Origin of the sequence: Campylobacter sp. P0085, assembly GCF_002139495.1 — a bacterium.
GTDB classification, from domain to species: Bacteria; Campylobacterota; Campylobacteria; order Campylobacterales; family Campylobacteraceae; genus Campylobacter; species Campylobacter devanensis.
Window position 1 is genome coordinate 50,289 of record NZ_MJKB01000004.1, and the last position, 12,551, is coordinate 62,839.

Here is a 12,551-nt window from a genome sequence, read left to right on the forward strand (position 1 = left end):
ATAAATAATAGGATAATTATAATGCTAACTACAAGATTTGCTCCATCTCCAACTGGATTTTTACACATTGGTGGGCTTAGAACTGCACTATATAGCTATCTTTATGCTCGCAAAAATGGCGGTAAATTTCTACTTCGAATAGAAGATACCGATCTTAAAAGAAACTCGCAAGAGGCTACAATTGCTATTAGAGAAGCCTTTAATTGGTGTGGGTTGGATTATGATGGTGAAATAGAGTATCAATCAAAAAGATTTGATATTTATAAAAAATATATTGATCAACTACTAAAAGATGGCAAAGCCTATAAATGCTACACTACTCAAGAAGAGCTAGCGCAGATGAGAGCCGAGGCTGAAGCTAAGAAGTTAAGGCCAAAATATGATGGTAGATATAGAGATTTTAATGGCACACCACCACAAGGCATTGAGCCTGTAATTCGTATAAAAGCTCCACTTGATGGAGTAATTGAATTTACCGATGGAGTAAAAGGGTATATTAAATTTAACTGCGAGGATATCTTAGATGATTTTATCATCGCTAGAAGTGATGGGTCGCCTACATATAATTTTTGTGTTGTGATAGATGATGCATTGATGGGAGTTACACATATCATTAGAGGCGATGATCACCTAAGCAACACACCAAAACAGATTATACTATATGAAGCACTTGGATTTAAAATTCCAGAGTTTTTTCATGTAGCTATGATCAATGGAAGCGATGGAGCAAAACTAAGCAAAAGACACGGCGCAACAGATGTAATGGAGTATAAAAATATGGGCTATCTACCTGAGGCATTGCTAAATTTCTTAGTGCGTCTTGGCTGGAGCCATGGAGATGATGAGATATTTAGTATGCATCAAATGTTAGAGCTATTTGATCCATATAATTTAAGCAAATCAGCCTCTACATATAATCCATCAAAACTAGAATGGCTAAATGCTCACTACATAAAAACTTTACCATTTGAAAGATTAGCTGATGATATGCTATATTTTGGATTAGATTTTAGGGCAATAAATAAAGGTCAAATGCTACTAGATCTATTAAGAGAGCGTTCAAAAACTCTCTTAGAACTAAAAGCTTCGGCTCTTGCTATCATCAATCAACCAACAAATTATGACCAAAATGCTGTGAAAAAATTTATAAATGATGATAATAAGCTACTTTTAAGCGAATTTGCCAACTCTCTTGGTAATGCCAATATGGATGCTAAGGCAGTTGAGGAGATGACAAATAAATTTCTAACTCAAAAAGGCAAAAAGCTAAAAGATCTAGCCCAACCAATTAGAATAGCAATCACAGGTAGTGCGGTAAGTCCTAGTATCTTTGAAGTTATAGAATTTATCGGTCTTGATGAGTTAAAATCAAGAATCCAAAACTTCCTAAAATCTTTATAAAACTTAGCTAGAGCTTAAGGCTCTGGCTTTTATTTTATTAAGTATAGCTTAAATTTACCATTTAATTTACAAAAAGTAACACATAAATAATAAATTTTATCTATTATTTAAATATTTACCTATAATGAAATAAATTTAAGTTATAATTCTATATTATTTTAAAATTTAAAGTTAAATTTAAGGAAAGAATATGAGTTTAAAACAAAAAGCTCTTGATTATCACATAGATGGCAAGATAGAAATTAATGTCAAAAAACCTTGTGTGAGTGCTGAAGATTTAAGTCTAGCATATAGTCCAGGAGTTGCTGAACCTTGTATAGAGATAGAGACAAACAACGAATTAGCCTACAAATACACAAACAAAGGCAATCTAGTAGCCGTAATCACAGATAGCACGGCGGTTTTAGGCCTTGGTGATATCGGTGCTATCGCTGGAAAACCTGTTATGGAGGGCAAATCTGTTTTATTTAAAAAATTTGCCAATGTAGATGCCTTTGATATCGAACTTGATGAGAAAGATCCAGATAAGATAGTTGAAATTTGTAAAGCTCTAGCCCCAACTTTTGGTGGTATAAACTTAGAAGATATCGCCGCACCAAAATGCTTTTACATAGAGAAAAAACTTCAAGAAAGTGTAAATATCCCTGTAATGCACGATGACCAGCACGGCACAGCCATCATCACAACGGCGGGATTATTAAACGCTTTAGAGATAAATGGCAAGGATATTAGCAAAATTAAAGTTGTAGTAAGCGGTAGCGGAGCAGCCGGAATAGCATGTGCGAAAATGTATCAAAGCGTTGGTGTTAAAAATATCATAATGTGTGATAGCAAGGGTGTTATCCACTCCAAAAGAGATGATTTAACCGAGCAAAAAATGGAATTTGCCATAGATACAGATGATAGAACTTTGGGCGATGCTTTAAGGGGTGCTGATATGTTTTTAGGCCTTTCTAAAGCCAAACTTCTAACGCCTGATATGGTAAAAAGCATGGCAAATAATCCTATAATCTTCGCTCTAGCCAATCCAGAGCCAGAGATCAGACCAGAGATCGCTCATGAGATTAGAGATGATATCATCATCGGTACAGGCAGAAGCGACTATCCAAATCAGGTAAATAATGTCTTAGGATTCCCTTTTATATTCCGTGGTGCATTAGATGTAAGAGCGACAAAGATCACCGAAAATATGAAAATTGCCGCCGCACAAGCTCTAGCAAAATTAGCTAAAGAGAGCGTTCCTAGCGAGGTTTGCAAAGCTTATGGAGTAGATGAGATTAAATTTGGTAAAGATTATATAATCCCAAAACCATTTGACCCTAGGGTTTTATTCACAGTTGCGCCAGCCGTGGCAAAAGCCGCTGTAGAAGATGGAGTGGCACTGGTAAAAGAGTTTGATGAGAGTGCTTATATACAAAGGCTAAAAAATTTATTTTAACTTATAAATTTAGTGATAACTGCTTATAATCATGCAGTTATCACTATCAAAATCAAATTTCATCAATATTTTATATAAATTTTTTCTTAATTCAAATTTATTTAATACTAAATTTAAATTTCACAACAAATTAAATCTTTTTATCCCCCTTATAATATCCAAAAATCTCGCTTGAGCCATCATTTTTCATCAAAATTACAGGATATATCTCCTCTATTCCTTGCTCCATTCCAGGGCTTCCCATAGGCATACCAGGGGCTGAAATTCCTATCACGCCATTAGGCTTATTTTCTAATAACCAATCCACAACGCTACTAGGCACATGCCCCTCAATAGCGTAACCGTCGATAACTCCTGTGTGACAACTTTGATACTCATCTTTGATATTTAATTTTTCTTTAATTTTTATAAAATCCTCACTAGCATGAGAGCTGATCTTATAACCATTTTTCTCCATATAACTTTCCCAAAGCCCACAACAACCACATGATGGCGACTTATAAATATGGATTAATCTCTCTTGAGCAAACAAAGGTAGAGCCAAAGCAAGAGCAAAAATATACTTTTTCACTATTTTTCCTTTTAGATTTTTTATCTTTATAATAATACTTTTTTATAATAAACAGATACTAAAGCTATTTTAAACCCAAATTCTAAGCGGTTTTGGGTAAAATTTATCCTTATCATCTATTAAATTTATATCATTTTGATTATTTGGCATAAATCTAGTGTAAATTTGATCTATGATTATGGTTTTACCATCGTTTGTTTGGAGTGCGAATTTGTTATTTGATAACTTTTTGATTATCTCCACGCCTAGATCTTTTAGGGATTTTATCTCGATTTGCCCTGTGATTTTATCTTGGATTTTAGCTGCGCTCACCACCAAATCTATATCTTGATTTAGCTCTATTTGAGTGGCGAATTTAGCATTTAAATTTAGCTCTATATCAAAAGCCTTACCGCTATCTTTATAAAGCTCATTTACGATTATCTCCCTTCCGCTGTTAAATTTAAGGGTAAATGTGCCATTTTTATTAATTCTTATAGCTGTTAATGTGTCTGTGTCTTTAAGCATATTTGCGGTATTTGCTCTATCTTTTTCAAAGCTATCTTTAACTTTTTGTAGATTTTCTAAGGTGAAGTTAAGTCCGGTCGCAGAGGTGAATTCGCGCTCTATAGACAGCATAACGCTAGATTTTACATTTTGATACTTTGCCTTTGTTTCATCATCAAATTCATTTATATAATCATCTCTATTTTTAAGCTCGCTCATATAATCATTATATAAATTCATAAATCTCGTGTATTGTTGATTTTGATAAGAGTTTTTATCGCTATCTCGCCAATAGTACTCTTTGGTTGTTGTATCAAATACATTATTAAAGCCAAAATTTGTAGTATGCGGATAACTCGATAACTCTTCTAATCTATAACTCCCATCAACTCCTTGCTTAGCATAAGCAATCCCAAGCAATCCATTAAAAGCTCCCAAATTTGAATTTATATCTATCCAGCCATCTTCATCGGCTAGTTTTGAGAGCTCTTTTATATCATTCTCATTCATACTTTCATATCTTACTTCAGGCTTAAAAATAGAGTATGGATTATAATCTTTTAGCGATTGTAATGAGTTTTCATAAGCTTCTATTGTTCCATAATTATCTTTTTGAGCTTCAAGTTTTTTCAAGGCATTGCTCTTGCTATCTATGAAATCTTTTAAATTTATACTATCAACTACTTCGCTAAGTTTTTTGATAATCTCATTTCCATCTTTATCATAAGCTCTTATTTTTAATTTATCAAAGTAGGTGTCATTTTTATCTACAAATCCATTTCCATCACTATCAAATCTAAAAAGCTGCGAATTTGAGCTAAAGCTTCCAACTCCTAATCTATCATTATCTCCAGCTAAATCTAAAAATAACTCCGCTTTACCAAATTTAGTATCAATTAAATTTGAGTTTGCGTAGGAGTTTAGGTAGTACTCTTGCGGGATTTTGCCATATCGATAATAATCATTATTAAAAAAAATATCCACTTTCTGATATACCTTTTATATCTGACGCACCAAATGTTGAATTATAAAAAGCACCACCTAAAATACTCTTTGTTTGTCTAGCGATAAATTCATCCAAAGCTTCTTCTTTGGTTTGTGTTGTTGTTCCATATTTTTGGACTATATTTATGTCTCCGTAAGATCCTGCATAATAATCATAATACTCTATTTTTCTACCAAATCTATCAGTGTTTTCATCTTGTTTTATTTGCTCTGTTTGAGCGAAATTTAGCTCTATTTTTGGCAATTTTTGATTAATTTGAATTTGAAATGTATGTGATGATAGCAAGCTAATATTCATTTTAAACCTTTCTTGCGTTGAGCTTTAGGCGAATTAATCGCCCAAAGTTAATCAATATGCCCTAATATCGGCAACTCTAAGTTTGTCATTATTAAAATAAAAGATAAAATTACCTGCTGAAAAAAGAGCAGAAACTAAAAAATAGTTGCTAAAGCAAACTTTTTCATAAAATCTCTTTTTATTTGAAATATAATCCATAAATCGGCGATAAGAAAAATAGCTTAATATATTTTGATTTATTTTAGATACAATCTCTTGCGCTAAGGCTCAAAAATTAAGCAAATTTGGGGTATAATCCATATATTTAATCCAAATTTTAAGCCATAAAGGCTACAAATCTCAGCCTTTAAAGACGCTAAAGATAACACACTATAAAGGGTTTAAATATGCTATTTGGCAAGATTGATTATCTAAATTTGCTTCCATTTCATGTATTTTTAAAGCGCTACCCACTAAGCAATCAAACTAAAAAATCTATTGAATTCAAAAAAGGCACCCCAGCAAAATTATGCGAGGATCTAAGCAAAAGGCGAATCGATGCCGCCATCATCTCAAGCATAGAGAGCAGAAATCCAAAATACACAAAACTAAATTTAGGAATATGTGCCAAAGGTGCGGTAAAATCAGTCTTAGTGCGTAAAAATAGCCCCAAAAAACTAGACCCCGCATCTAAGAGTTCAAATATGCTTGGTAAAATTTTGTCGCTTAATGGAGAGATAATAATAGGAGATGAAGCATTAAGACAATATATAAAAGATGGTGGGGATAAATTTTATGATATGGGTGAAATTTGGTATCAAAAAACGGGGTTACCTTTTGTTTTTGGACTATTTTGCTGTAATAAAAATCAAAATTTGTATAAAAAAATTATTAATCAATTCTTAAAGCAAAAAATAAAGATACCAAAATACATACTCAATGAATATTCAAAAAGTAGAAATATATCACCAAGCCTGATTTTATGGTATTTAGAGCACATTAGTTATAATGTAAATACCAAAGAAAAAAGAGCTTTAAAAAAATTTATCTCTCTAGCAAAAAAGCATAATTTTTACCCATAAAGTGGGTAAATTTGTAACAATATAACCAAAAATTATCCCAAATTTTTCTATATTCAGATTAAATTTAAGAAAAATTAAATATAATCCAACTACAAACATTTTCACAATAGGAGTTACAATGTCAGTACATGAGTATATCAACCAAACACTTGAAAATATCAAAAAGTCAAGTCCAGGTCAAACAACATTTTTACAAGCCGCTACAGAGGTTTTACATACTTTAGAACCACTTTTAGAAAAAGAGAAAAAGTATCTAGATCACAAAATCATAGATCGTATTGTAATGCCTGAAAGAACTACTATGTTTAGAGTAACCTATATGAATGACAAAAACGAACCTTGCTCACACTTCGGATATCGTGTAGAATTTAACTCTGCTCTTGGACCATATAAAGGTGGTTTGAGATTTCATCCATCAGTATGCCTTGATATCATCAAATTTTTAGGCTTTGAGCAAATCTTTAAAAACTCACTCACAGGTCTTAATATGGGCGGCGGTAAAGGCGGCGCAAATTTCGATCCAAAAGGCAAAAGCGATGGCGAGATTATGAGATTTTGTCAAGCTTTCATGAATGAATTATACAAATTAATCGGCGATGTAAAAGATGTCCCAGCTGGCGATATCGGCGTTGGTGGTCGTGAAATTGGCTATATGTTTGGTCAATATAAAAAACTAACAAATCGCTTTGATGGTGCTTTGACTGGTAAAGGACTAGACTGGGGTGGTAGCTTAGTAAGGGTAGAAGCTACTGGTTATGGCTCAGTATATTTCGCTCAAGAGATGCTTAAAAAACAAAATAGCAGCCTAGAAGGCAAAAAATGTTCAATAAGCGGTGCTGGCAATGTGGCTATATATACAGCTCAAAAACTATATCAACTTGGCGCACTTCCTATAACAGTTAGTGATTCAACAGGATTTATCTATGATAGCGAAGGTATCGATGTAGAGCTATTAAAACGCATTAAAGAGGTTGAGAGAAAAGGCCTTAGCGAATACGCAGCGGCTAAACCTAGTGCGAAATTCACTCCTGTTAGCGAGTATAAAGCTGGTACAAATGGAATTTGGAGCGTTCCATGTGATGCTGCATTCCCAAGTGCTACACAAAATGAGCTAAATTTAGAAGATATCAAAACTCTTTATAATAATGGTTGTAGATTAGTTTGTGAAGGTGCAAATATGCCTAGCACACTTGAGGCTATTGACTTTATGCTTAGCAAAAAAGATTTCTTATTTGGCCCTGCTAAGGCTGCAAATGCTGGCGGTGTGGCAACTAGTGGATTGGAAATGGCACAAAACGCAAGTATGCAAAAATGGACTTTCGATGAAGTAGATAGCAAACTTCACCGCATTATGACAAATATCTTTGAAGCTAGTTATGAAACTTCTGTTGAATTTGGCGTACCGGGCAACCTTGTTCTAGGCGCAAATATCGCAGGATTTAGAAAAGTCGCTGATGCGATGATCGATCAAGGATATGTATAATAAACTCTAGCCGACAATGCGTCGGCTGAGCCATTTATGTGGTTCAAAATTAAAAATCAAATAACCGAAGAAATTCAATCATCTAAATCTGAATTTAAATAATAGAATTTTATTAATCTAAAAATCACTTAATCTAAAAAATTGATTTGAATTTAATAATCTAAAAATTTATTAACCAAATTTTGGTTAATCTAAATTTGCTTAGTCTAAAAAAATTAAATAGTCTAAATCTAAAAATTTAAACAATCACTCCACTACTCTTCTAGCAATCGTAGGGCTAAGCTTAACTAAAATATCATAATTAATAGTATCAAAAAACTCCGCCCAAATATCAGCATTATCAAATACGCAGATTCTCTCACCCATATCTATAGAGCTAAAGCTATCCATAGACATCTTGCCTAAAATTGGCTCGCCATTGGCTAAATATAACTCGCCTTTACCATTATAACGAAGCAACCCATCGCCATAGCCAAGATCGTATGTAGCGATATTCATATCTTCTTTAGCAGTAAATGCCCCGCCATAGCCCACGCTTTGACCAGCTTTTAATACTCTAGAGCTTACACGATTTGCATATAGCTTTAAAACTTTTTTTAATCCTAAGCTCTCATCAAATCCAGAATATCCAAATTGTGCCATACCAGCACGAACATACTCATCGCCTACATCGCTAGCTCTTTCTATTGCTGCGGAGTTATGAGAATGAAATATAAGCTCTTTATTAAATAGCTCTCTTATCATAATTTTAGCTAGCTCAAAATTATCTTTTTGCACGAAGTAATCTGCCCCATGCTCATCACTGGCTCTAAAGTGAGTAAAAGCACCTTTTAGATCTAAATTTCGTCTTTTAATAATCTCTATAGCGCTTTTAATCTGACTTACATCTATACCGTTTCTATGCATTAAAGTATCAATAGCAAGATGAATTTGAGTACCAGGCCTAATAATCTCTAAAGCCCTAATATCATTAATAGCATAAATAAACTCACTACTTTCATTTCCAGTTGGCAGATGAGAAAGCACTATAATACTCTTAAATAATCCAGCTAGTTCTCTAGCTTCTATCTCGCTTTTTACGCAGGTTATCTCTATACCAAACTCTTTTGCAATTTTCCCCATTAAAAGCGCCCCATGCCCATAAGCATTATCTTTTAATACAGAAATTATTCGTTTTTTAGAGCCTACTTTTTTAGCAATTTGAGTAAGATTATGCTCATAAGCACTCTTAGAGAGTAAGATCTCAGACATTAAAGCTCAAATCAAATTTTTTATAAATATGCGGCAACATCTTTCTTACTGCATAATCATATGCGTAAAATTCTTTATACAATGCTTTTAAACTTGGCTCATTACAAGCATCAAAGTCAAAAGCCGTGCTATTGCCCTTTTTAGGCACACTCGCATCCAAAACTTCAAAAAATCTACCCCTTGCAGCTAAAAACTCTTCTATTTGCTTTTTAACTAACTCTTTATCATCGCTCATTTTTTACTCCTCTATTAATATTTTCATCTTATTATTTTCTACAGCCACATATAGCACCTTTTGCCCATCAAAATTATATGTATCAGCTCTATATCTCTCATCAAAGCTCACACGATAAATATTTTTACTATCAGTACTAGGATATGGTACGATTGTAAAGTTTTTAAATTCAATTATCTTGCTTTCATTCTTACTAAATACTCTTTTTTTCATCGCCGAGAATTCGCTTAATTTCATTCCATCAAAACGGCGAAAATCACTACTATAAAAGCTTAAATATCTATCCAAATCGCTTATCGTCCAAGCATTTTTCCACGCAAAAAGTCCAGCAAAAATCACTGCAATATCTGAAGTTAAAGCTTGCGGATAGCCTTTTTCACTAATTATTACAATGGATTTATTATTTTTTACGACATCTTCAAAGGCTATTAACAGATCATTTTTCATCGCCACACAACCTCTAGTTTCTACTTCGTTTTCTCTTACATCGCCCTCCATCGGATAGCCATGAATCCAAATCCCGCTGCCGGTTCTGCTACGCATCTTATCGTATAAATTTGGATATGAAAGACTAAAGGCAACTGGCCCATAATATGTTGTTGGTGGAGTAAATCTGCGAGTAATCTCATATGCGCCTACAGGTGTTTTTAGATCACCCTCGGCTAGTTTTTCGCCCATTAATCCAGTGATTATCTCATTGCTTTTTAACACCTTAATATTACCATTTTCATATCTATTTATTGAAATTTGCTTTGCAGTTTTATCCACTGCAATAATAAGTCTATCGCTATTACTATAGTAGCCGTATGTCAAGTTCATATCTTTTAAATTATTATTCCAGTATTCTGGATTTTGAAGATTTTTTTCTATCTTTTTTTGCACTGCTGTGATACCACCTTGAAGGTATAAGTCTTCTAATTCACCAGCAATCATACAAGCTGAAATTAGTAGCAAAATAAGCTTTTTCACTCTGTTTTTCCTTGAATTTTATAAATTTTTAAATTCCAAAATTATATCAAAATCGGTTGAAAATTAATTTAAATTCCTGTATAATTTGGCCTATTTAAATTTTTATATAAGGATATTGTAATGTTCAAATATTTCTCTTTAGCAGCTATAACTATGCTTACTTTACAAGCTGAAGTTTTATTAGTTGACCCATATGCCAAAGCAACTCCACCAAATGCTAAAAACAGCGCTGCATTTATGAAAATTCAAAATACAAGCAATAGCGATGTTGAATTAATTTCAGCTAATAGTAATATAAGTAAAGTAACTGAACTTCACACTCACATAGAAGAAAATGGTATGAAAAAAATGATACAAATTCCAAGTATCAAAATCCCAGCTAATTCATCAGTTGAACTAAAACCAGGTGGACTTCATATAATGTTTTTAGGTATTCAAAATCAAATCAATGAAAATAGCAATATAGATTTAAATTTAACCTTTAGCAATGGCAAAACTTATGAACTAAACCAAATTCCGGTTAAAAAAGTAATTCCAGCTAAGATGCATTAATATTAGGAGATAGCAGTGTTTAACAATAAAAATATTTTGATAACTGGTGGAACTGGTAGTTTTGGTAAAAAATATACCAAAATATTGCTAGAAAATTATAAACCAAACAAAATAATAATCTACTCACGAGATGAATTAAAACAATATGAAATGGCACAGGAGTTTTCAAGCTCATCAATGCGATATTTTATCGGTGACGTGCGTGATGAAAATAGACTAAACACTGCTATGAATGGTGTGGATTTTGTCATCCATGCTGCTGCTATGAAGCACGTACCAATCGCAGAATATAATCCAATGGAGTGTATTAAAACCAATATTCATGGCGCTCAAAATGTAATTAATGCTAGTTTAAAAAATAGAGTAGAAAAGGTAATTGCTCTAAGTACTGATAAAGCGTGCAATCCTGTAAATTTATACGGTGCTACTAAACTTGCAAGTGATAAACTCTTTATAGCAGCCAATAATATCGCAGGCACAAGCCCAACTAGGTTTAGTGTCGTCAGATATGGTAATGTTGTAGGCTCAAGAGGTTCGGTAGTTCCACTATTTAAGCGCCTAATCGCAAATGGCGCAAAAGAACTACCAATCACAGATGAGAGAATGACTAGATTTTGGATTACACTTGAAGATGGGGTTAAATTTGTTCTTAAAAACTTTGCTAGAATGCAAGGTGGTGAGCTATTTATCCCTAAGATTCCATCTATGAAAATTATTGATTTAGCTGCAACTCTAGCGCCAAATTTACCTATTAAAATCATTGGAATTCGTCCAGGCGAGAAACTTCATGAAATAATGATAAGTGCTGATGATACTATGCACAGCTTGGAATTTGATGATCATTATGTAATTGGGCCATCTATTAAATTTTATGATAAAGAGGCTGATTTTGCTATTAATAGGCTTGGAGAAAAAGGTCGTGCCGTAAGTAGCAATTTTGAATACCGTTCAGATAATAATACTCAATGGCTCGATAAAGCTTGGCTAGAGACAATGATGAAGAGGATTTAATCACCCTCTTTTACAAAACTCCACTACAAAAAATACCACAGTAGCTACTGCGATAATTGCTGCTCCGCTTGTTAGATCAAAATAGTAGCTAAGTATCAACCCACAAAATATAAATATAGCTGATAAAATCGCAGATAAAACCATCATTATGGCCAAATTTGGACTAAATTTCTCAGCAATATATGGTGGAATACTAAGCAAAGCAATTACTAAAATAAGTCCTACAACCCTAATAGTACTAACTACACAAAGTGCGATTAATGCACTCATTAAATAGTACAAAAAGTTAACATTTACACCTCGAAGCTTAGCAAACTCACTATCAAAGCAAAAAGCACAAATTTGAGTGTAAAAAAGCAAAGCAAAAGCTATAAAAATAGCATCCAAAATACCCATAAATATCAGATCTTCTGTGCTAACAGCTAAAATCGAACCAAATAGATAGCTCATCAAATCAGCATTATATCCTGGGCTAAGATCAACAAAAATAATCCCAACAGCCATTCCAAACGCCCAGATAGCACCAATTACGCTATCTATTCGATCACGATTTTGTCCACTAATAAATGCGATAAGTAGCCCAATTGCTACTGCAAACCCAGCCGCTCCAAGAAGTGGAGATGCGCCTAAAAAAAAGGCTATTCCAATCCCGCCATACGCCCCATGTGCAACACCACCAGCGATAAAAGTCATCTTATTTATCACAATAAGTGAACCAATCACACCGCACGCTATACTAACTAAAATCCCAGCAATTAAAGCATTTTGCATAAAGCTAAAGTTTAAAATC

At 33.4% G+C, this 12,551-nt stretch carries 13 protein-coding genes; 6 read left to right on the forward strand and 7 right to left on the reverse strand.

Features of this window, described 5'->3' with window-relative positions:
- The first annotated feature begins 21 nt into the window (after positions 1-21).
- Both gltX and CIGNP85_RS05330 read left to right on the forward strand, forming a co-directional pair.
- On the forward strand, positions 22-1,401 hold the full coding sequence (gltX, locus tag CIGNP85_RS05325) for a glutamate--tRNA ligase (protein ID WP_086287277.1): 1,380 nt from the start codon (positions 22-24) through the stop codon (positions 1,399-1,401).
- 190 nt (positions 1,402-1,591) lie between these two features.
- Positions 1,592-2,839 (forward strand): malic enzyme-like NAD(P)-binding protein, encoded by a 1,248-nt coding sequence (locus CIGNP85_RS05330; RefSeq protein ID WP_086287280.1) that lies wholly within the window; start codon positions 1,592-1,594, stop codon positions 2,837-2,839.
- Between the two features lie 130 nt (positions 2,840-2,969).
- Here the strand turns inward: CIGNP85_RS05330 and CIGNP85_RS05335 are convergent, their stop codons facing one another.
- From CIGNP85_RS05335 to CIGNP85_RS05345, 3 genes are all read right to left on the reverse strand, one after another.
- The gene (locus CIGNP85_RS05335; protein WP_442861931.1) at positions 2,970-3,410 is read right to left on the reverse strand and encodes a DUF411 domain-containing protein; all 441 of its coding nucleotides are present in this window, start codon (positions 3,408-3,410) and stop codon (positions 2,970-2,972) included.
- Positions 3,411-3,479: 69 nt separating this feature from the next.
- A complete protein-coding gene (locus CIGNP85_RS05340) occupies positions 3,480-4,880 on the reverse strand; it encodes a hypothetical protein (protein WP_086287282.1) in 1,401 nt (466 codons plus the stop codon).
- Positions 4,864-5,199 (reverse strand): hypothetical protein, encoded by a 336-nt coding sequence (locus CIGNP85_RS05345; protein WP_086287284.1) that lies wholly within the window; start codon positions 5,197-5,199, stop codon positions 4,864-4,866. Before CIGNP85_RS05345 ends, CIGNP85_RS05340 begins: the two co-directional genes overlap by 17 nt.
- Positions 5,200-5,585: 386 nt before the next feature.
- On the opposite strand from CIGNP85_RS05345, the gene CIGNP85_RS05350 reads away from it, so the two are divergent.
- Both CIGNP85_RS05350 and gdhA read left to right on the forward strand, forming a co-directional pair.
- Positions 5,586-6,260 carry an MqnA/MqnD/SBP family protein gene (locus CIGNP85_RS05350; protein ID WP_086233421.1) on the forward strand — a complete coding sequence of 225 codons (675 nt, stop codon included), beginning with the start codon at positions 5,586-5,588 and terminating at the stop codon, positions 6,258-6,260.
- A gap of 118 nt (positions 6,261-6,378) precedes the next feature.
- Positions 6,379-7,743, forward strand: a complete 1,365-nt coding sequence (gene gdhA / locus CIGNP85_RS05355) for an NADP-specific glutamate dehydrogenase (protein WP_086225327.1) — start codon at positions 6,379-6,381, stop codon at positions 7,741-7,743.
- 246 nt (positions 7,744-7,989) lie between these two features.
- Here the strand turns inward: gdhA and CIGNP85_RS05360 are convergent, their stop codons facing one another.
- From CIGNP85_RS05360 to CIGNP85_RS05370, 3 genes are read right to left on the reverse strand one after another with little or no spacing between them, the layout of a single operon-like run.
- The gene (locus tag CIGNP85_RS05360) at positions 7,990-8,994 is read right to left on the reverse strand and encodes an alanine racemase (protein WP_086245158.1); all 1,005 of its coding nucleotides are present in this window, start codon (positions 8,992-8,994) and stop codon (positions 7,990-7,992) included.
- Positions 8,987-9,229: a CmeU family protein gene (cmeU, locus tag CIGNP85_RS05365; protein WP_086225325.1), complete on the reverse strand. Its 243-nt coding sequence runs from the start codon at positions 9,227-9,229 to the stop codon at positions 8,987-8,989. Before cmeU ends, CIGNP85_RS05360 begins: the two co-directional genes overlap by 8 nt.
- A gap of 3 nt (positions 9,230-9,232) precedes the next feature.
- On the reverse strand, positions 9,233-10,198 hold the full coding sequence (locus CIGNP85_RS05370) for a L,D-transpeptidase family protein (RefSeq protein ID WP_086234899.1): 966 nt from the start codon (positions 10,196-10,198) through the stop codon (positions 9,233-9,235).
- A gap of 120 nt (positions 10,199-10,318) precedes the next feature.
- Between CIGNP85_RS05370 and CIGNP85_RS05375 the strand changes: the two genes are divergently transcribed.
- Entirely contained in the window at positions 10,319-10,750 is a 432-nt protein-coding gene (locus tag CIGNP85_RS05375) for a copper chaperone PCu(A)C (protein ID WP_086225323.1), read from the forward strand.
- Between the two features lie 15 nt (positions 10,751-10,765).
- Positions 10,766-11,761, forward strand: a complete 996-nt coding sequence (gene pseB / locus CIGNP85_RS05380; RefSeq protein ID WP_086225322.1) for a UDP-N-acetylglucosamine 4,6-dehydratase (inverting) — start codon at positions 10,766-10,768, stop codon at positions 11,759-11,761.
- Here pseB and CIGNP85_RS05385 read toward each other — a convergent pair whose 3' ends face one another.
- The gene (locus tag CIGNP85_RS05385; protein WP_086239129.1) at positions 11,762-12,532 is read right to left on the reverse strand and encodes a metal ABC transporter permease; all 771 of its coding nucleotides are present in this window, start codon (positions 12,530-12,532) and stop codon (positions 11,762-11,764) included.
- Between the last annotated feature and the right edge of the window lie 19 nt (positions 12,533-12,551).